General features: G+C 65.1%; 19 protein-coding genes. 16 read left to right on the plus strand and 3 right to left on the minus strand.

Going from position 1 to position 20312, the window contains the following annotated elements:
* Nucleotides 1-86: 86 nt before the first annotated feature.
* Nucleotides 87-407, minus strand: coding sequence for a hypothetical protein (locus QRQ56_RS13220; protein ID WP_438740551.1), 321 nt, complete (start codon nt 405-407; stop codon nt 87-89).
* A gap of 345 nt (nt 408-752) precedes the next feature.
* Here QRQ56_RS13220 and QRQ56_RS13225 point away from each other — a divergent pair, with 345 nt between their 5' ends.
* The gene (locus tag QRQ56_RS13225; protein ID WP_438740553.1) at nt 753-1946 is read left to right on the plus strand and encodes a serine hydrolase domain-containing protein; all 1194 of its coding nucleotides are present in this window, start codon (nt 753-755) and stop codon (nt 1944-1946) included.
* Between the two features lie 95 nt (nt 1947-2041).
* Nucleotides 2042-3736, plus strand: a complete 1695-nt coding sequence (locus QRQ56_RS13230; protein ID WP_438740555.1) for an AMP-binding protein — start codon at nt 2042-2044, stop codon at nt 3734-3736.
* A 266-nt stretch (nt 3737-4002) separates the two neighbouring features.
* Here QRQ56_RS13230 and QRQ56_RS13235 read toward each other — a convergent pair whose 3' ends face one another.
* Nucleotides 4003-5004, minus strand: coding sequence for an adenosine kinase (locus tag QRQ56_RS13235; RefSeq protein WP_438740557.1), 1002 nt, complete (start codon nt 5002-5004; stop codon nt 4003-4005).
* Nucleotides 5005-5129: 125 nt separating this feature from the next.
* Here QRQ56_RS13235 and murJ point away from each other — a divergent pair, with 125 nt between their 5' ends.
* The 4 genes from murJ (at nt 5130) to QRQ56_RS13255 (ending at nt 9221) form a co-directional block, all read left to right on the plus strand.
* Complete coding sequence (gene murJ / locus QRQ56_RS13240) at nt 5130-6662, plus strand: murein biosynthesis integral membrane protein MurJ (RefSeq protein ID WP_438740558.1); 1533 nt, start codon at nt 5130-5132, stop codon at nt 6660-6662.
* A gap of 72 nt (nt 6663-6734) precedes the next feature.
* On the plus strand, nt 6735-7787 hold the full coding sequence (trpS, locus tag QRQ56_RS13245; RefSeq protein ID WP_438740559.1) for a tryptophan--tRNA ligase: 1053 nt from the start codon (nt 6735-6737) through the stop codon (nt 7785-7787).
* Nucleotides 7788-7877: 90 nt separating this feature from the next.
* Nucleotides 7878-8372, plus strand: coding sequence for a universal stress protein (locus tag QRQ56_RS13250; protein ID WP_438740561.1), 495 nt, complete (start codon nt 7878-7880; stop codon nt 8370-8372).
* A 279-nt stretch (nt 8373-8651) separates the two neighbouring features.
* A complete protein-coding gene (locus QRQ56_RS13255; protein WP_438740563.1) occupies nt 8652-9221 on the plus strand; it encodes a NifU family protein in 570 nt (189 codons plus the stop codon).
* 128 nt (nt 9222-9349) lie between these two features.
* Here QRQ56_RS13255 and QRQ56_RS13260 read toward each other — a convergent pair whose 3' ends face one another.
* On the minus strand, nt 9350-10996 hold the full coding sequence (locus QRQ56_RS13260; protein ID WP_438740565.1) for a methyl-accepting chemotaxis protein: 1647 nt from the start codon (nt 10994-10996) through the stop codon (nt 9350-9352).
* Nucleotides 10997-11369: 373 nt separating this feature from the next.
* Here QRQ56_RS13260 and tsaB point away from each other — a divergent pair, with 373 nt between their 5' ends.
* The 10 genes from tsaB to QRQ56_RS13310 all read left to right on the plus strand — a co-directional run bounded on the left by tsaB (nt 11370) and on the right by QRQ56_RS13310 (nt 20300).
* On the plus strand, nt 11370-12065 hold the full coding sequence (gene tsaB, locus QRQ56_RS13265; RefSeq protein WP_438740567.1) for a tRNA (adenosine(37)-N6)-threonylcarbamoyltransferase complex dimerization subunit type 1 TsaB: 696 nt from the start codon (nt 11370-11372) through the stop codon (nt 12063-12065).
* Nucleotides 12062-12547: a ribosomal protein S18-alanine N-acetyltransferase gene (gene rimI, locus QRQ56_RS13270; protein ID WP_438740569.1), complete on the plus strand. Its 486-nt coding sequence runs from the start codon at nt 12062-12064 to the stop codon at nt 12545-12547. The genes tsaB and rimI overlap by 4 nt, the downstream gene beginning before the upstream one ends.
* Nucleotides 12548-12585: 38 nt before the next feature.
* Nucleotides 12586-13041: a Fur family transcriptional regulator gene (locus tag QRQ56_RS13275; protein ID WP_011083619.1), complete on the plus strand. Its 456-nt coding sequence runs from the start codon at nt 12586-12588 to the stop codon at nt 13039-13041.
* A gap of 5 nt (nt 13042-13046) precedes the next feature.
* Nucleotides 13047-13727 carry an HAD family hydrolase gene (locus tag QRQ56_RS13280; RefSeq protein ID WP_438740571.1) on the plus strand — a complete coding sequence of 227 codons (681 nt, stop codon included), beginning with the start codon at nt 13047-13049 and terminating at the stop codon, nt 13725-13727.
* 180 nt (nt 13728-13907) lie between these two features.
* Complete coding sequence (miaB, locus tag QRQ56_RS13285; RefSeq protein WP_438740573.1) at nt 13908-15302, plus strand: tRNA (N6-isopentenyl adenosine(37)-C2)-methylthiotransferase MiaB; 1395 nt, start codon at nt 13908-13910, stop codon at nt 15300-15302.
* A 64-nt stretch (nt 15303-15366) separates the two neighbouring features.
* Complete coding sequence (locus tag QRQ56_RS13290) at nt 15367-16362, plus strand: PhoH family protein (RefSeq protein WP_438740575.1); 996 nt, start codon at nt 15367-15369, stop codon at nt 16360-16362.
* Nucleotides 16363-16424: 62 nt separating this feature from the next.
* A complete protein-coding gene (gene ybeY, locus QRQ56_RS13295; RefSeq protein WP_438740576.1) occupies nt 16425-16934 on the plus strand; it encodes an rRNA maturation RNase YbeY in 510 nt (169 codons plus the stop codon).
* A 1-nt stretch (nt 16935) separates the two neighbouring features.
* Complete coding sequence (locus QRQ56_RS13300) at nt 16936-18054, plus strand: hemolysin family protein (RefSeq protein ID WP_438740578.1); 1119 nt, start codon at nt 16936-16938, stop codon at nt 18052-18054.
* On the plus strand, nt 18051-19664 hold the full coding sequence (gene lnt / locus QRQ56_RS13305; protein WP_438740580.1) for an apolipoprotein N-acyltransferase: 1614 nt from the start codon (nt 18051-18053) through the stop codon (nt 19662-19664). The genes QRQ56_RS13300 and lnt overlap by 4 nt, the downstream gene beginning before the upstream one ends.
* A 222-nt stretch (nt 19665-19886) precedes the next feature.
* Entirely contained in the window at nt 19887-20300 is a 414-nt protein-coding gene (locus QRQ56_RS13310) for a helix-turn-helix domain-containing protein (protein ID WP_008131807.1), read from the plus strand.
* Nucleotides 20301-20312: the final 12 nt, after the last annotated feature.

Consider the following 20312-nt stretch of genomic DNA (forward strand, 5'->3'; position numbering starts at 1 on the left):
GATCGGGTGCGGAATATAGGGGCAAGCGATGCCCAATGCACCGCCCCGCAACGCACACCTGCCGGGAGCTGAGGGGGAAGCGGCCCTTAGGCCGCGCCGCTCATATACGTCTCGCGCCGGCCGATCATGCGCTCGGCGGCGGCCTTGGCGTCGGCCTTCGAGGAGGTCGCGCAGGTCCGGTACTCCAGATCGGGCCCGTCGGAGGCGTTGCGACGGCCGAACCAGTTCTTCGAGCCGACCGGCAGCAGCGCCAGCGATTGCGCCAGATTGTCGACCGCACCGAAGGAATAGAGCGCGCCGGTCCCGGCGATGCGCACTTCGTAAATGCCGGGCGCAATCGGCGCCTCCAGGTTCTCGCCCCGTCCGGGACGGGGATAGCGCTTCCATTCGCTCCAGGTCGAAATCATCTGAGGTCCCCTCGCAGCCGCCCAGGGCCGCCAAATTTGCATCAAGTCTTAACGTCGGCCGCCGACTGGGCCGAGAGCTGAACGCCGCAACGCACAAAATGTTTCAAGTGCTTCAAACAGGTGAAACATATCGCCAGAGCCCATCCACGGTCACTGGGAGTAGCGGCCATCCACCGCAGATTGTGATCGAGTGTTGCCGTTCAGCCCGCTTGTCGTCCTGCGTGGGGCACGGACCGTCAAGTCACGACATCGCGACCATGACGGGCATCTGGACGCGCTTGCCGCACGGAGCGTGCGGGAGGACAATCGATCACTGCCAATAATAATCAAACCCGAGGAAACGCCATGCAAAGCAAAGCTGAGATCGACGAGATTCTGCGTCAGAAGAGCGAGGCCAGGGAGATTCCCGGCGTCGTCGCTATCGCCGCGAGCGGTAACGACGTGCTGTATCACGGTGCGTTCGGCAAGCGCGACCTGTCCAAGCCCGATGCGATGACTGAAGACAGCGTGTTCTGGATCGCCTCGATGACGAAGGCGGTGACATCGGCGGGCGCGATGCAGCTGGTCGAGCAGGGCAAGCTGTCGCTGGATGCACCGATCGGCGAGCTGCTGCCCGATCTCGCCAATCCGCAAGTCCTCGACGGCTTCGACGCCAAGGGCGAGGCGAAGCTGCGGCCGGCCAAGCGGCCGATCACACTGCGGCAGCTCATGACCCACACCGCCGGCTTCTGCTACAACATGTGGAACGGCGATCTTGCGGTCTATCTGGACAAGCACGGCATTCCCGCCATCACCACCTGCCAGAATGCGGCGCTGAAGACGCCTGTCATGACCGACCCCGGCACGCGCTGGGAATACGGCACCAACATCGACTTCGTCGGCAAGGCGGTGGAAGCCGTCAGCGGCAAGCGGCTCGACGCCTATCTGCGCGACAATCTGTTCAATCCGCTCGGCATGAGCGACACGGCCTTCAAGATCACCGACAACATGCGCAAGCGTCTCGTCGGCATGCATGCGCGCGGCGAGGACGGCCAGCTCGCCGCGATCCCGTTCGAGCTCGAGCAGGAGCCTGAGTTCCACATGGGCGGCGGTGGCCTCTATTCGACCGCGGCGGACTACATCAGGTTCACCCAGATGATCCTGAACAAGGGTCGCGGCAACGGCAACCAGGTGCTGAAGGCCGACACGATCGCCATGATGAGCCAGAACCAGATGGGCGATCTCAACATGACCAAGATGACGACGGCGGCGCCGATGTACACCAACGACGTCGATCTCTATCCGGAGCAGGTGAAGAAATGGGGCCTCAGCTTCATGATCAACACCGCCAAGACCGCCGAAGGCCGCAGCGCCGGCAGCCTCGCCTGGGCGGGCCTTGCCAACACCTATTACTGGATTGATCCCGCGCGCGACGTCACCGGCGTCATCCTGATGCAGCTCCTCCCGTTCGCCGACGGCAAATGCCTCGAGGCGTTCGCTGGCTTCGAGCGCGGCGTCTATGCCGGGCTCGATGCGGGCAGCGGACAGAAGGCGGCGTGAGAGGGAGCCAATCTCTCTCCACGCGTCATGGCCGGGCTTGTCCCGGCCATGACGGCGGATAGACGGCGCTGACCATTTGACGAAAGGATTTCGACTTGACGGATAAAGCGGACAGCTACGTTTGCGGCATCTCGGACACGCCGCTGCTCGGCGACACCATCGGCCGCAGTCTCGACCACGCGGTGCGGCGCTGGGGGAACCGTGAGGCGCTGGTCTCGCCCAGCCACGGCGTCAGATGGACCTGGCGAGAATTCGCCGAGCGGGTCGATGCGCTCGCCGCAGGCCTTCTCGCGCTCGGCCTCGAACGCGGGACGCGGATCGGCATCTGGTCGCTGAACCGGCCGGAATGGACGCTGACCCAGTTCGCCGCCGCCAAGGCCGGGCTGATCCTGGTGACGATCAATCCCGCCTACCGGCTCAGCGAGCTGGAATTCGCGCTGAAGAAGGTCGGCTGCGCGGCGATCGTCACCGCCACCGCGTTCAAGACCAGTCAGTACATGGAGATGCTCAACACGCTGCTGCCGGAGCTGGCGGGCTCAAAGCCCGGACAGTTGCAGGCGGCGCGGTTGCCGGCCCTGCGGATGGTGATCCAGATCGGCGGCCCGGCAGCCCCGGGCACGATCCCATTCGAGGAGGTCGCGGGCATGGGCGGAGCGGAGCATCGCGAGCAGCTCGCTGCGCTCGGCGCCGCCCTGCAATTCGACGATCCCGTCAACATCCAGTTCACCAGCGGCACCACCGGCTCACCAAAAGGCGTGACGCTGACGCACCACAACATCCTCAACAACGGCTATTTCACGGGACGCGCGATGCGGCTGACCGAGCAGGATCGGATCTGCATCCCGGTGCCGCTCTATCATTGCTTCGGCATGGTGATGGGCAACCTTGCGTCCGTCACGCTCGGCACCACCATGGTCTATCCGGGCGAGGGCTTCGATCCGCTTGCGACGCTGCGCGCGGTCGAGCAGGAGAAATGCACCGCGCTGTACGGCGTGCCGACCATGTTCATCGCCGAGCTCGATCATCCCGAGTTCAAGACTTTCAATCTGAAATCGCTGCGCACCGGCATCATGGCGGGCGCGCCCTGCCCGATTGAGGTGATGAAGCGCGTCAACACCGAGATGAACATGCGCGAGGTCACCATCGCCTATGGCATGACCGAGACCAGCCCGGTCAGCTTCCAGAGCGCGACGGACGATCCCCTGGAGCGACGCGTCTCCACCGTCGGGCGGATTCATCCGCATGTCGAGGTGAAGGTCGTCGATCTCGAGGGCAGAATCGTCAAGCGCGGCGAACGCGGTGAGCTCTGCACCCGCGGCTACAGCGTCATGCTGGGCTATTGGGAGGAGAAGGAAAAGACCGCCGACGTGCTCGACGCCAATGGCTGGATGCACACCGGCGATCTCGCCACCATCGATGACGCCGGCTACTGCAACATCGTCGGGCGCATCAAGGACCTCGTGATCCGCGGCGGCGAGAACCTCTATCCGCGCGAGATCGAGGAATTTCTGTACCGTCACCCCAAGATCCAGGACGTGCAGATCTTCGGCGTCGCCGACACCCGCTATGGCGAGGAGCTCTGCGCCTGGATCCGCGTCAGACCGGGCGAGACGCTGACGGCCGAAGAGGTCCGCGCCTTCTGCGACGGCCAGATCGCCCACAACAAGATCCCGCGCTACGTCGAGTTCGTCGACGAATTCCCGATGACGGTGACGGGAAAGATCCAGAAATTCGTGATGCGCGATGCGGTGGAGCAGCGGTTGGGATTGACGGCGGCGAAGACGGCGTGAGGAACTGAAGCTCTCACCAAACGACGGTCGTCATCCCCCGCGAAGGCGGGGGATCCAGTACGCCGCGGCTTCTCCGTATCCCACGACAATCTCTGGAATACTGGATCGCCCGGTCAAGCCGGGCGATGACAGTTGTGAATGCGGCGCACGGCGACCCCAACACCGTCATTGCGAGCGCAGCGAAGCAATCCGGTCTGCCTCCGCGGAGAGATCCTGGATTGCTTCGTCGCAAGGGCTCCTCGCAATGACGCGGAGAGAATCTCGCTTTAAGCCGTCAGCCCGCGCTGGCCGGCCAGCTCCTTGAGCGACACCAGCGGACGCGCGCCGATGTGCTGGATCACTTCGGCGGCCGCGAGAGCACCGAACTCGCCGCACTGCTTGTAGGCGAGGTTGCGCGACAGGCCATACAGGAAGCCCGCGGCGAAGAGGTCGCCGGCGCCGGTGGTGTCGACGAGCTTGTCAATCGGGAACGCGGGCGCCGCGACGGCGTCTTCCGACGACACCACCATGCAGCCCTTCTCGCTGCGGGTGACCACGCCGAGATTGACGTCGTTGCGCAGCTGCTTCAGCGCGGTGTCGAAATCCGAGGTCATGTAGAGCGAATGCAGCTCGGACTCGTTGGCAAACACGATGTCGACGGTGCCGTTGCGCATCAGGGAGAGGAACTCATCGCGATAGCGATCGACGCAGAAGGAATCCGACAACGTCAGCGCCACCTTGCGCTTGGCGTCATGGGCGATCTTGGCTGCCTTGACGAAGGCATCCTTGGCGTTCTTGGGGTCCCAGAGATAACCCTCGAGATAGACGATGCCGGCAGCGGCGATCTCGGCCGGGTCGATATCGGCCGGCGACAGATCCTGCGCCGCGCCGAGATAGGTGTTCATGGTGCGCTCGCCGTCATCGGTGACCAGGATGTAGGAGCATCCGGTGGCGGGGCCGTCCTTGGCGGCGGGCGTGTTGAAGGCGACGCCGGCCGAGCGGATGTCATGAACGTAGAGCTTGCCGATCTGGTCGTCCTTGACCTTGCCGACATAGGCCGCACGCGCCCCCAGGCTGCCGATGCCGACGATGGTGTTGGCGGCAGATCCGCCCGAGACTTCCGTGGCCGGCCCCATGTCCTTGTAGATGGCGGCGGCCCGGGCTTCGTCGATCAGGGACATGCTGCCCTTGGTCATGCCGTGCTTGGCCAGAAAAGCCTCGTCGGTCCTGACCAGCACGTCGAACAGCGCGTTGCCGATGCCGAGAACGTCATATTTCACGTCAGCCATTCACCTTGATCCTGTTTGGCGGATTGCGAACCCTGCGAAAATCCGCTTCCTGTCAGCCTGAAATCCGGCTCGCGGCCTATCACGACAGGGCCTGCGCGGGCAAGCAACGGTATTATCCAGGCGCAATGATCCGCTCCTTCCTGACAGTCTCGACGGGAACACTGGCCTCGCGGCTGCTGGGTTTTGCGCGCGATTCCATGATTGCCGCCCTGCTCGGCACGGGCGCCGTGGCGGACGCGCTCCTGGCTGCTTTCCAGCTCGTCAATGTGGTGCGCCGGCTGCTCAGCGAGGGGGCGCTGAATGCCGCGCTGATCCCGGCCTGGCTGCGCGTCCGTGACAGCGGGGGCGACGCGGCCGCTTCCGCTTTCGCAGGACGCGTGCTCGGCACCGTCAGCGCCGCCCTGATCGCGATCTCGATCGTAATCGCGCTGCTGATGCCGCTGATCGTCACGGTGATCGCGCCGGGCTTCGTTGGCAGCGCGACGCTCGATCTTGCGGTCGCCAACGCCCGACTGATGCTGCCCTACCTCGCCTTCGCCGGCCCCGTCACGGTGCTGATGGGATTGCTCAACGCCCAGGGGCGATTTGCGCTCACGGCCTTCTCTCCGCTGTTGTTCAACATCGCGCTGATCACAGCGATTGCGATGCTGCTCGTTGGGCATGCGGATGCCGGCTTCGACGCGTGGATTCTCGCGGCTACCGTCGGCGTGGCCGGTCTGCTGCAGCTTCTGATGCTGCTGTCGCAGCGAAGCGCCGATCTGGCGACGCCCTTGCGCGTCAGCTTCGACAAGGAGATGCGCGGCTTTTTCGCCAAGGCGATCCCCGGCATGATCGCAAGCTCGGGCCCGCAATGGCTGATGGTGGCCGGCGCGATCATTGCGTCGGCAACGCCCTCCGCGGTGTCCTGGCTCTATTTCGCCAACCGTTTGATCGAACTGCCGCTCGGCATCGTCGGCGTCGCCATGGGCACGGTGCTGGTGCCGGAGCTGACCCGCGCCGTCGCAAACGCCGATCGCGACGCGGTGGCACACGCCGAATCGCGCGCGCTGGAGCTTGCGGCCGGGCTGGCCCTACCCGCCACGCTCGGCCTCATCGTGCTGGCCGAGCCGATCGTGCGGCTGCTGTTCGAGCATGGTGCCTTCGGTGCGGCGGACAGCATGGCCACCGCGCACGCGCTGATGTGGCTGGCGCTGGGCCTCCCCGCCCACGTGCTGATCAAGGCGCTGTCGCCGGCCTTCTATGCCCGCAGCGACACGATGACGCCGCTCAGGGCCACCGGCACAGGCTTCGTGGTCGCCGTCGCCCTCGCCGTCCTGCTCGGCCATGTCTTCGGAGCCAGCGGAATTGCGGCAAGCATCGCGGCCGGCGCCTGGAGCAGCGCGCTCTCGCTGCTCCGGAAAGGCACGGCCGCGTTCGGCTTCTCGGTCGACGCTGCCGCCCGCAAGCGGCTGCCGCGGATCGTGCTGGCGGCCGGGGCGATGGGCGCCCTGCTCTGGCTGACCACGGGTCTGCTGTCTGCCGGAGCCCACGGCCTCGTCAAATTCATCGTGCTGGGCCTGCAGATCGCGGCCGGTATCGCCGTTTATGGCCTGCTGCTGCAGATCCTCGGCGCGGCCTCCTGGCGCGAGGCCGTGACCGCGCTGAAACGGCCAGCCTGACCATAGAATTGCCCTTGACGGGGCAGCGCCGCTGTTGGAAACGACGGCCGACTACCTATGGGAAGGCTCACCATGCCATTCGTTGAACGGGTTTTTTCGGGCGTCCAGCCGACGGGCAATCTGCACCTCGGCAATTATCTCGGCGCCATCGTCAACTTCGTGAAGATGCAGGAAACCCACAACTGCATCTATTGCGTCGTCGACATGCACGCGATCACGCAGGGCGTGGACGTCTGGGGCGGACCGGCCGAGCTCACGCGCAACACCCGCGAAGTGACCGCGGCGTTCATCGCGGCCGGCATCGACCCGAAGAAGCACATCGTGTTCAACCAGAGCCAGGTCTCGGGCCACGCCGAGCTCGCCTGGATCTTCAATTGCGTCGCGCGCATGGGCTGGCTCGGCCGCATGACCCAGTTCAAGGAGAAAGCCGGCAAGGACCGCGAGAACGCTTCGGTCGGCCTGTTCGACTATCCCGTGCTGATGGCGGCCGACATCCTCCTGTACCGCGCCACCCACGTGCCTGTCGGCGAGGACCAGAAGCAGCATCTCGAGCTCTCCCGCGACATCGCGCAGAAGTTCAACAATGATTTCGGCGATTCCATCCGCGCGCAGGGCACCAATGACGGCCTGTTCTTCCCGCTGCCGGAACCCCTGATCACGGGTCCGGCGACGCGCGTGATGTCCTTGCGCGACGGCACCAAGAAGATGTCGAAGTCCGATGCGTCGGACAATTCGCGCATCAACCTGACCGACGACGCCGACACCATCGCGCAGAAGATCCGCAAGGCGAAGACCGATCCGGAGCCGCTGCCGACCGAAGAGAAGGGCCTGGAAGCCCGCCCCGAAGCCGACAATCTCGTCGGCATCTTCGCGGCGCTGTCCGGCCGCTCCAAGGCCGACGTGCTCCGCGAATTCGGCAGCGGCCAGTTCTCCAGCTTCAAGAACGCGCTGGCGGAGCTGTGCGTCACCAAGCTCGCGCCGATCGCCGGCGAGATGAAGCGCCTCGTCGCCGACCCCGCCCATATCGACGCCATCCTGAACGACGGCTCCGACCGGGCCCGCGCCATCGCCGAGGAGACCATGAAGCTCTCCAAGGACATCGTTGGCTTCATCCACCGGCGCTGAAGACGGCCGGCGCCCGCGCCGGCCGCATCTCCTCTCCCCAAGCTTGCGGGAGTGTGGCAGCATGCAGTCCGTGCACATTCCGGGACATGCATGACCAGCAAACGACTTTGCTACGAGCCGGGCCACAAGCCCAAATGCCTCGTCATCGTCGACGACACCGCCGAATGGGATCGCGCGGTCTATTATGCCAGCCGCTGGGCGATCCGCGCCGCCGGCGGCGTGGTGATGCTGCGCATCATCGAACCCGAACAGCAGAGCCAGGAATGGCTGGGGGTTGCCGACATCATGCGCGCCGAAGCGCAGGAAGCGGCGGAGGCGACGCTCGACCGCGCCTCAGGCCGCGCCAACGGCATCGCCGCGATCACGCCGGAGCGGGTGATCCGCGAGGGCGCACCGATGGAGCAACTGCTGGCGGTGATCGACGAGGACCCCGACATCGCCATGCTGGTGCTCGCCGCCAACCCGGGGGCGGAAGGGCCAGGGCCTCTGGTCTCGCTGCTCGCCCACGCGGTCGGAACCTTCCCGATTCCCGTGACGATCGTTTCAGGTGCGCTGAGCGACGAAAGCGTGGATTCACTGTCATAGGCCAGCGCTTCACCTCGCCCCGCTTGCGGGGAGAGGTCGGATCGCAAAGCGATCCGGGTGAGGGGGAGCCTCCGCGAGTCCAAATCCCACCGTCCCCGCGAAGGCTCCCCCTCACCCCAACCCTCTCCCCGCAAGCGGGGCGAGGGAGAAGAGGCCCCCTAACCCGCTGATAGAACAACGAAACCTTCTCCGCTCCCACTTGACCGTGCGTTCCCCGTCGCCATCTGCTAGGGAATGGAGCACGCGCCGGCCTTGAACCGACGACGTCTGGAGAAAACCATGTTCATTCAAACCGAAGCCACCCCCAATCCCGCCACGCTGAAGTTCATTCCCGGCCGCGTCGTGGTCGACGGCAACCCCATGGAATTTGCGAGCCGCGAAGCCGCTGGCCGTTCGCCGCTGGCCGAAAAGCTGTTCGAGGTGCCCGGCGTCACCGGCGTGTTCTACGGATCGGACTTCATCACCGTGACCAAGGCGGGCGGTGAATGGCAGCAGCTCAAGCCCGCGATCCTGGGTGCCATCATGGAGCACTACATGTCCGGCGCGCCGCTGCTCGCCGACGGCGCGGCTGACGATGATGCCGATCTCGACGACGAGGACGAGTTCTTCGACGAGGCCGACGCCGAGACGGTCGACATCATCAAGGACCTGATCGAGACGCGCGTGCGGCCGGCCGTGGCCAATGACGGCGGCGACATTACCTTCCGCGGCTTCAAGGACGGCGTCGTCTATCTCCACATGAAGGGCGCCTGCTCCGGCTGCCCGTCATCGACCGCGACGCTTCAGCACGGCATTCAGAATTTGCTGAAACACTTCGTGCCCGACGTGGTCGAAGTCCGGCCGATGTAAGCACGGCATCGTAGGTGCCGTAGGGTGGGTTAGCCGAAGGTGTAACCCACCACTTCTATATTCGCGTAGACCGTAAAGAGGTGGATTACGCCTTCGGCTAATCCACCCTACGAGACGACAAGGCCGTCCTACGCCGCCTGACCGATGCTTGCGGCCTCTTCCGCGGCACGGCGCATGCTCGCCGACATTTCCTGGGTGACGGTGCTCTGCTCCTCGACTGCCGCGGCGGTTGACGACACGTACTCGCTGACGCCCTGGATTGCGCTCTTGATCTGCTCAAGCGCACCGACGACGTCGACCGAGATGCCGTTGAGATTGCCGATCTCCTGCTCGATCCGGTCCGCTGCCTGCTTGGCCTGATTGGCGAGGTTCTTCACCTCGGACGCGACCACCGCAAAGCCGCGACCGGCTTCGCCGGCGCGCGCGGATTCGATCGTGGCATTGAGCGCGAGCAGGTTGATCTGTCCGGTGATGTTGCCGATCAGTTGCACGATCATCCGCATGGATTCCGCCGCCTGGCTCAGCCGGTGCGCCTGCTGGTCCGCCGCCTCGACCCGATCGACCGCGGTCGATGCGGTCTGGCGCGAGCGCGTCATCGCCTCCGCGATCTCGCGCACCGAGGCATTCAGCTCCTCGGCGCCGGCAGCGACGGATTCCATCATATCGCGCACCTTCTCGCTGCGCTTGCGCGCGATCACCTGCGCGGTGGTGTCGGAGGCGTATTTCACGACCTTGAACGGCTTGCCGTTGAGATCGCGGATCGGATTGTAGGAAGCCTGGATGAAGACCTGCCGGCCGCCCTTGCCGACGCGCTGATATTCACCGGACTGGAATTCACCCGCGTTTAGCCTGGCCCAGAAGGCGCGATAGACGTCGCTGTCGCGCTCCTGCGCACCCACGAACATGCTGTGATGCTTGCCGGCGATCTCGGGGAGCGTGTAGCCGAGCGCGCCGAGGAAGTTTTCGTTGGCAGTCAGAACCTTGCCGTCCATGTCGAACTCGATCACCGCCTGCGACTTGCCGATCGCCTCGATCTGGCCGGCGAAGTTCGCATTCGACAGCTTCTGCGCGCTGATATCGGTTGCGAATTTCACCACCTTGAACGGCTTGCCGGCCTCGTCGAGGATCGGGTTGTAGGACGCGAGGATCCAGATCTCCGTCCCGCCCTTGCCGAAGCGCTTGTACTCGCCGGACTCGAACTCGCCGCGCGCAAGCTTCGCCCAGAACGCGCGATAGGCCGCGCTGTCGCGCTCGCTCGCGCCGACGAACATGCTGTGATGCCGGCCCTGGATCTCGTCGAGCCGGTAGCCCAGCGTGGCCAGGAAGTTGTCGTTGGCGGTGATGATGGTGCCGTCGAGATTGAATTCGATCACAGCCTGGGCACGGCCGATCGCGGTGATCTTTCCGGCGTCCTCGAGGCTGCGGATCTTGCGTGCGGTGATGTCGGTCGCGAACTTGACGACCTTCACCGGCTTGCCGGCTTCGTCGATGATCGGGTTGTAGGAGGCCTGGATCCAGATCTCGCGGCCGCCCTTGCCGAGCCGCTTGTACTCGGCCGATTGATATTCGCCCCGGCTGAGCCGCGCCCAGAACTCGCGATAGGCCGCACTGCCCCGCTCTTCCGGCATCACGAACATGCTGTGGTGCTTGCCCTGGATCTCGTCCAGCCGATAACCCATCGCGTCCAGGAAATTCCGGTTGGCCGCAACGATGGTGCCGTCGAGATTGAATTCGATGACCGCTTGCGATTTCGAGAGGGCGTTAACCTGGGCCATCGCCTCGCGTGCTGAAGAACCGCCTCGCCAAAATGACATTAATAAATCCTCCTAAAATGCCCGGGGCGTGCGCGGCTTGATCTGCCAAAATTGCATCGCCCGAGTCGCCGTTGACTCGTCTTTCCGTGGCCGGAGGGTGTCAGTTGATTGCTAACGCACTATTAATTTGAAATAAATTCAATCACTTAGCATATTTTAAGTTGTAAACGATGCGACTGCATCAAAATCGGAGAAGCCTTTTGGCGGGCGAAACACATGCTTTTTCCGAAGGCGTAGTAGTACGGGGACGGCCGGCCCGTCGCGCCCCGCACCGCTTGTGCAATGCCCAAACTTGCTCTGGTTCTGACGGTGCTGGACCGACTAGATTGCGGCCATGCTGATCCTTGCCATCGATACCGCGCTCGAGGCCTGCGCGGCCGCCGTGCTCGACACCGATGCCGGCCGGCTCCTCGCGCAGGAGCAGCTTCTGATGAAGCGCGGCCACGCCGAGGCCTTGATGCCGATGATCGCGCGCGTCATGCAATCGGCCGATCTCGCTTTCACCGCCCTCGACCGCATCGCCGTCACCGTCGGCCCCGGAAGCTTCACCGGGCTGCGCGTCGGCATTTCGGCGGCGCGCGGCCTCGCGCTTGCCGCCGGGCGGCCGGCCGTCGGCCTCACCACCTTGTCGGCCTATGCGGCCACCATCGTCGGCCAGAGCAAATCGTCGCCCGTGATGTCCGCAATCGACGCGCGGCACGACCATGTCTATTTCCAGATCGTCTCCGGCGACGGCAGCCAGCTGGTGCGGCCGCGCGTCGCGTCGATCGACGAGGCGATCGCGGCCTCGCAATTCGGCGCGCCCCATCTGGTCGGCAACGCCGCGAAGATCCTGGCCGATCGCTGGCCGAAAGACATCGAGCCGCCGATCGCGATCGACATGCAGGCCGCACCCGACATCGGCTGGGTCGCATGGCTTGGCGCGGCCGCCGATCCCGAGACAAATCCGGCGCGGCCGTTCTACCTGAAGGCACCCGACGCGAAGCCGGCCGCGACTCCGCCACTCGCAGCGCAAGCCGCAACCTCATGATGAGATGGCTGTCGGAATGGTGGCGCGGCGGCACCGCCGCCGTCGAGCCCGCCTCCGCGCGCGATGCCGCGCGGCTGGCGCAACTACACGGTGCCTCCTTCGCGCGCGGCTGGGGCGAAGGCGAATTCGAAGGCATGATCAGCGAGCGCAACACGCTGGTGCATCGCTTGCGCCTCGGTCGCAGCACGATCGGCTTTGCGGTGTCGCGGATCGGCGCGGACGAGGCGGAAATCCTCTCGATCGCGGTCGATCAGGCCGTTCGCGGCCGCGGTCTCTCCCGCACGCTGCTGATGACCCATCTCGGCCACCTTGCAGGGCGCGGCGTGCGCACGATATTTCTCGAAGTCGAGGAAAACAACCAGCCGGCGCGGCGGCTCTACGACAGGTGCGGATTCGTGGTGGTCGGGCGCCGCGAACGCTACTATAAGCAGCCGAATGGGGAACAATTGAACGCCCTTCTGATGCGGCGTGACTTGTCGTAACATCGATGGCAGAAAGCGCCCCGTCAGGCAGACAGATCATGACCGCACTGAAACCTTCTTCCGCATCCAAGGCGTCCGGCATCGAGGCGCGCTGTGCCGCCACCGGCATGCGCATGACCGAGCAGCGCCGCGTCATCGCCCGCGTGCTCGCCGAAGCGGTCGATCATCCCGACGTCGAGGAATTGTACCGGCGCTGCGTCGCCGTCGACGACAAGATCTCGATCTCGACCGTGTACCGCACCGTCAAGCTGTTCGAGGATGCCGGCATCATCGAGCGTCATGATTTCCGCGAGGGCCGCGCGCGTTACGAGACGATGCGCGACAGCCATCACGACCACCTCATCAACCTTCGCGACGGCAAGGTGATCGAATTCACCTCCGAGGAGATCGAGAAGCTGCAGGCGGAGATCGCCCGCAAGCTCGGCTACAAACTGGTCGACCACCGGCTCGAGCTCTATTGCGTCCCGCTCGACGACGACAAGCCGACGTCTTAGATTTAGTGCCTGTCGACCTCATCATCTTCGATTGCGACGGCGTGCTCGTGGACAGCGAGGTGATCTCCTGTCGCGCCCATGCCGACGTGCTGACGCGGCAAGGCTATCCGATCACGTCGGAGCAGGTGCTGGTCCGTTTCCTCGGCGTCTCTGAGAAGGACGCGCGGCGGATGGTCGAGCAGGAGATCGGCCGCAGCCTGCCCGACGATCTCGAGCAGCAGATCAGCACGGCCACGCTCCAGTTCTACGCCAGCGATCTGCAGCCGATCACCCATGTGGCGGCAGCGATCGCCGCGATCGATCTGCCCAAATGCGTCGCATCGAGCGGCTCGCCGGAGAAGATCCATCACGGCCTGACGTGCGCCGGGCTCTACGACCTGCTCGCCCCGAACATCTTTTCAGCGAGCCAGGTCGCGCGCGGCAAGCCCGCGCCGGATCTGTTCCTGTTCGCGGCCGCGCAGATGAAGGTCGCGCCGGAACGGTGCCTGGTGATCGAGGACAGCGTCCCCGGGGTCACAGGTGCGCACGCGGCCGGGATGACCGTGCTGGGCTTTCACGGTGGCGGCCACTGCCCGCCCGGCCATGCCGAAAGGCTGCGCGCCGCCGGCGCCGGATTGACGTTCGATGATATGCGGCAGCTGCCGGAGCTGGTCCGGAAGGCTGGAATGGAGACCTTGGCGGGCTGATTTCGCGCCCCTGATGTCATTCCGGGACGCGCGAGCCCGGAATCCAGAGGTTTTGGCGCGAGATTCCGGGTTCGCGACGGCGTCGCTCCCGGGAATGACGGTTCGGCCGGCTCCATTCGCTGGATTTTCGGCTCTCCAGCCTCTATTTGAAGGCCGTCCTCCACCACCATTTCGGGTTCCATGACGCCGCCGCGCAAGCTGCACATCAAATCATATGGCTGCCAGATGAACGTCTACGATGCCCAGCGCATGGTGGACACGCTGGCTCCGGAGGGATTCGTGGAGACCGCGAACGCCGAGGAGGCCGATCTCGTCATCCTCAACACCTGCCATATCCGCGAAAAGGCCTCCGAGAAGGTCTATTCCGAGCTCGGGCGCCTGCGCGTTGCCAAGGACGAGGCCGCGCGCGACGGCCGCACGATGCAGATCGCCGTTGCCGGCTGCGTGGCACAGGCCGAGGGCGGGGAAATCGTGCGCCGCGCGCCTGCCGTCGACGTCGTGGTGGGACCGCAGAGCTATCATCACCTGCCCGAGCTTCTGAAGCGCGCGCGTGATGACGGCCGCGCGATCGAGACGGAATTTCCCGCGGCCGACAAGTTCGGCTTCCTGGCCCAGCCGAAACCCGATGCGATCCGCGCGCGCGGCATTTCCGCCTTCGTCACGGTGCAGGAAGGCTGCGACAAGTTCTGCACCTTCTGCGTCGTGCCCTACACGCGCGGCTCGGAAGTGTCGCGGCCGATCGCGAAGATCGTCGACGACGTCAAGCGGCTCGCCGACAACGGCGTGCGCGAACTCACGCTGATCGGACAGAACGTCAACGCCTATCACGGTGAGGGGCCGGACGGGAAAGCCTGGCCGCTCGGCCGGCTGCTCGAACATCTGGCGACGATTCCCGGCGTCGCCCGGCTGCGCTATTCGACCAGCCATCCGCGCGACGTCGACGACAGCCTGATTGCGGCCCATCGCGATCTCGGTGCCCTGATGCCGTTCGTGCACCTGCCGGTGCAGTCGGGCTCGGACCGGATTCTCGCCGCCATGAACCGCAAACATACCGCCGATGATTACAGGCGGGTCGTCGACCGTTTCCGGGCCGCACGCCAAGACATTGCTTTTTCATCGGATTTTATCGTGGGCTTCCCCGGCGAGAGCGAGCAAGATTTTCTCGCCACACTCGCGCTTGTCACGCAAATCGGCTACGCTGCGGCGTATTCGTTCAAATACTCCGCCCGGCCGGGAACGCCGGCCGCGGATATGCAGGAGACGGTGTCCCCCGCCGAGATGGACCAGCGATTGGAGCGGCTCCAGAAACTGATCGACAGCCAGCAATCGGCCTTCAACAAGGCCGCGATTGGCTCAACGGTCGACGTGCTGTTCGAACGCACCGCCCGCAAGGACGGCCAGATCGTCGGCCGCACCGCCTTCCTCCAGCCCGCCCATGTGATGGCCTCGCCCGACATCATCGGACAGATCCTGCCGGTCAGGATCGACAGCCTCGAGCGTTACAGCTTCCTCGGCGAGCTCGCCACACCGCGCAGCGCGCGGGAGCCCGCTTTATCGCAAGCCACTGGAGCCTGAACCCTTGCCCAAAAGCGCATCGGATTCGTCTTCTATCGCTCCCAGCCGCAAATTTGACCGCGACATGCAAGTTCCGCCCGAGACCCAGGTCGTCATCGACTTCGACGACAACCGCGCCGCATCCGCGCTGGTCGGCCCTTACGGCCAGCACCTGGCGCAGCTCGAGCGGCGGCTCGGCGTCGTCGTGGATTCCAAGGGCAACCACATCACCATCGGCGGCACGCGCGACGGCTGCGACGCCGCGCGCCGCGTGCTGGAGATGCTCTACGCGCAGGCCGTGAAGGGGCAGGACCTCGACCAGGGCGAGGTGGAGGGCGCGATCCGAGCCGTCATCGCCCAGGGCTCGCTGTTCGAGTTCGACGCCAAATCGGCCAAATCCTCCTTCGACAGCATCAATTTGCGCAAGCGTCCGGTGCGCGCGCGCACCGCCGCGCAGGATTCCTACATTCGCGCGCTCAAGCGCCACGAGCTGGTGTTCGGCATCGGCCCCGCCGGCACCGGCAAGACCTGGCTCGCGGTCGCGCATGCGGCCCAGCTGTTCGAGCGCAAGGAGGTCGACAAGATCATCCTGTCGCGCCCGGCGGTGGAAGCCGGCGAACGGCTCGGCTTCCTGCCCGGCGATCTCCGCGAGAAAGTCGATCCGTATCTGCGCCCGATCTACGATGCGCTCTACGACCTCATGGATGCGCGCATCGTCGAGCGCGCGCTGCAGACCGGCGAAATCGAGATCGCGCCGCTCGCCTTCATGCGCGGGCGCACCCTCACCAACGCCGCCATCATCCTGGACGAGGCGCAGAACACCACGTCGATGCAGATGAAGATGTTCCTGACCCGTCTCGGCGAGAACAGCCGCATGATCGTGACCGGCGATCCCTCGCAGATCGACCTGCCGAACGGCCAGACCTCGGGTCTGGCCGAAGCGACCAAGTTGCTGAACGGCGTCGAGGGCATCGCCCAGGTTCATTTCAAGGCCGAGGACGTGATCCGCCACGAACTCGTGGCGCGGATCGTCGCCGCCTACGAAGGTTCGCCGCAGCGGCCGGCCAGCAGCAAATCCTGACGAGGCAAAAGCGGGACCCCTTGAGGGCGCAGACGCGGCGCCCTTTCGTCCCGGACAACACAATGTCCCATCCCAACCTTCCCATGACCGAGGTTCTCGTCGTCGCCGATTGCTGGCAGCGCGAGCCCGATTCCGAAGCCGTGATCCAGCGCGCGGTTGCCGCCGCCGCCGAGAGTGTCGACGAAGACGTTGCCGACGCCGAAGTGGCCGTGATGCTGACCGATGACGACGGCATCCGCACCCTGAACAGCAACTGGCGCGGCATCGACAAGCCGACCAACGTGCTGTCGTTCCCCGCGCTCCAGCCGGAGGGCGAATGGAAGCCGGGCGATGCGCCGCGCATGCTCGGCGACATCGCGATCGCTTACGAGACCATGCGGCGCGAGGCGGACGAGGAACGAAAGCCGTTCGACCACCATCTGAGCCATCTCGCCGTGCACGGCTTTCTGCATCTGATCGGCTACGACCACGAGAACGACGGCGACGCCGAGGAGATGGAAGCGCTGGAGACGCAGATCCTGGCTCATTTGGGAATCCCCGATCCCTATGCTGACCGCGCAGGGACGCACTGAGATGCCGGATTCCGACCCGATCCAGGACAATTCGCGCAACACGGCCAATCTGCCGGCCGTGGTCGCACAGGGCGAGGTGATGCGCCCGACCGCGGACAGCTGGTTGCTGCGCGCCATCCGCACGCTGTTCGGCTGGAAGGCAGGATCGGTGCGCGACGACCTCCAGGTCGTGCTCGATGCGACGACGCCCGGCGACTCCGGTTTCTCGGCGGTCGAGCGCACCATGCTGCGCAACATCCTCGGCCTGCACGAGCGCCGCATCGCCGACGTCATGGTGCATCGCGCCGACGTCATCGCCGTCAAGCGGGACATCCCGCTCGGCGAATTGATGGACCGCTTCGAGAGCGCCGGCCACTCCCGCCTCGTGGTCTACAACGAAACGCTCGACGATCCCGTCGGCATCGTCCACATCCGCGACCTGCTTGCCTTCATGACCGCACGCGCGCGTGTGTCGGAAGCCACCAAGACCAAGCGCAAGAAACCGATGCCGGCCGGGCTCGACCTGCGCACGGTCGATCTCGCGCTGCCGCTCGAGGACGCGCGCATCATCCGAAAGCTGCTCTACGTGCCACCGTCGATGCGGGCGATCGACCTGCTCGCGCAGATGCAGGCCACGCGCATTCACCTCGCACTGGTCGTCGACGAATATGGCGGCAGCGACGGGCTGGTGTCACTCGAGGACATCGTCGAGCAGATCGTCGGCGAGATCGACGACGAGCATGACAGCGACGAGCCGCCTTCGATCGTGCGCCTGCCCGACAACGCCTTCATCGCCGACGCCCGCGCCAGCCTCGACGACGTGCGCACGGTGATCGGCGAGGATTTCGTCACCGGCGAAGCCGGCGAGGAGGTGGAGACGCTCGGCGGCTATCTCGTCAGCTTCGTCGGACGCCTGCCGGTGCGCGGCGAGGTGATCTCGGGCCCCGGCAATTACGAGGTCGAAGTGCTCGATGCCGATCCGCGCCGCGTCAAGCGGCTGCGCATCTCGACGCGGAAGGAGCGGCCGGCGCCGCGCACCCAGCGCGAGCGAAGCCGGCGCGAGATTACGCCGGATGGCGGCCAACCGCCCCCCGGCGACACGCCCAGCCCGCCGCCAAGCGACGGGACCGGCCAGCAGTGAGCCCGTTCCAGCGACTTCGGCAGATTGCGCTCGCCATCATCCTCGCCTGGGGATGGAAGCGCGCGGTCATCGCCATGGCGTGCGGAGCATTGTCGGTACTGGCGCTGGCGCCGTTCAATTTCTTTCCGGTGCTGTTCATCACCTTTCCAGTGCTGGTCTGGCTGATCGACGGCACCGGCGCCGGCCGGTATGGCGGCGTGCCGGCCGCGGCGCTGACCGGCTACTGGTTCGGGCTCGGATTTTTCGTGCCCGGCCTCTACTGGATCGGTTTCGCCTTCTTCGTCGATGCCGATGTGTTCGCCTGGCTGACGCCGTTCGCCGTGCTCGGCCTGCCGGCTTACCTGTCCATCTTCACGGCCATGGGCTTTGCGCTGGCGCGCCTGCTCTGGAGCAAGAACGCCATGCGCGTGCTTGCGCTCGCGGCGAGCCTCACCGTTAGTGAATGGCTGCGTGGCCATGCGCTGACCGGCTTTCCCTGGAACGCGTTCGGCTATGCGCTGTCCGAGCCGCTGCCGCTGGCGCAGACCGCCTCGCTGATCGGCCTGTGGGGCATGACCTTCCTGACGGTTGCGATCTTCGCCAGCCCCGCGACGCTGATCGACCGCACCCCGGATCGCCGCCTGTCATGGCACGCCTCGGCCGCGGCCGTTGCGCTCCTGATTGTCATGAGCATCTTCGGCGCGGTTCGCCTCGCGCTCAATCCGACCACGATGGTGGCGGGCGCGAAGCTGCGGCTGATGCAGCCGAACCTGCAGCAGGACGCAAAATTCAATTACTCCGCCAAGACGGAGGTGATGAAGAAATATCTGGCGCTGTCCGACCGCGCCTCCGGTCCGCAATCGACCGGCGTTGCCGATGCCACCATCCTGATCTGGCCCGAATCCGCCTTTCCGTTCTTCCTGACCCGCGAAGCCGACGCGATGGCGCAGATCGCCGATCTCTTGCCAAAAGGCACGGTGCTGATCACGGGTTCGGTCCGCGCGCCCGATTTGCCGCGCGGGACGCCGATCACGCGTGCCTATAATTCGATCTATGTCATCGATCACGACGGCAGCGTGCTCGCGGTCTACGACAAGTTGCATCTGGTGCCGTTTGGAGAATTTCTTCCTTACCAGTCGTTGATGGAGAAGCTCGGCTTCGAGCAACTGACGCGTGTACGCGGCGGCTTCATTCCCGGCACGGTACGCCATGCGCTGCCGGTGCCCGGCGTGCCGCCCGCGTTGCCGTTGATCTGCTACGAAGCGATCTTTCCCGGCGAGGTCGCCGGACGCAACGAACGTCCGGGCTGGATCGTGAATCTCACCAATGACGGGTGGTTCGGCATCTCGACCGGCCCCTACCAGCATCTGGAGCAGGCGCGCATGCGCGCGATCGAGCTCGGATTGCCGCTGGTCCGCTCCGCCAATACAGGCGTTTCCGCAGTGATCGATCCGGCGGGACGGACCGTTGCCAGCCTCGGTCTCGGGATCGAAGGCATATTGGATGCAAACCTGCCCGCGGCTATTCCTCCGACGGTTTATGCACGGGTCGGCGATGTGCCGGCCGCCATGCTCGTCGCGCTGGCCGTGTTTCTGTCCGTCCGCCGGCGTGTGGCCAGACCCCAGCGCTGATCGCGGGCCGCGCCGCCAGCGCGGGTGGAAGCTTTTGACAACCGCAGTCCCACGGTTGACAGACTGCACACGGGCTCCCCATTCTGCACCGGCTGCAAAAGACAGTGGTGCATTGCTAAATTTCTCCGCAATGTTTCCCAATAAGAGGGTTTGATTTGACGATACTGCACCTGAGGCACTCCAGTTGATTGCGCTGAAGGTCGTGTTTGGAGGGCTGAGGAAATGTCGAAAGCGCCCAACCCTGTTGACAAATATGTCGGCAGTCGCGTGCGTATGCGCCGCATCATGTTGGGCATGAGTCAGGAAAAGCTCGGTGAAGCTTTGGGCCTGACTTTCCAGCAGATTCAGAAGTACGAGAAGGGCACGAACCGCGTCGGCGCGAGCCGCATCCAGCAGATCGCCGAGATTTTGCAGGTGCCGGTGTCGTTCCTGTTCGAGGGCGGTCCGAGCGGAGTGGCCGGGCCGGATGGCTTCGCCGAAGGAGCCTCGCCCTCTTACGTCTCGGATTTCCTCGCGACGTCGGAAGGCCTGGCCTTGACCAAGGCGTTCACCCGAATCACGGATTCGAAGATGCGCCGCTCCATCGTCGATCTCGTCGAGCAGATCGCCGCCCGCGAAGGTCCCGACAAGCGCTGAGGCGCCGTCGCA

Source organism: Bradyrhizobium sp. U531, assembly GCF_051710265.1.
Lineage (GTDB): Bacteria > Pseudomonadota > Alphaproteobacteria > Rhizobiales > Xanthobacteraceae > Bradyrhizobium.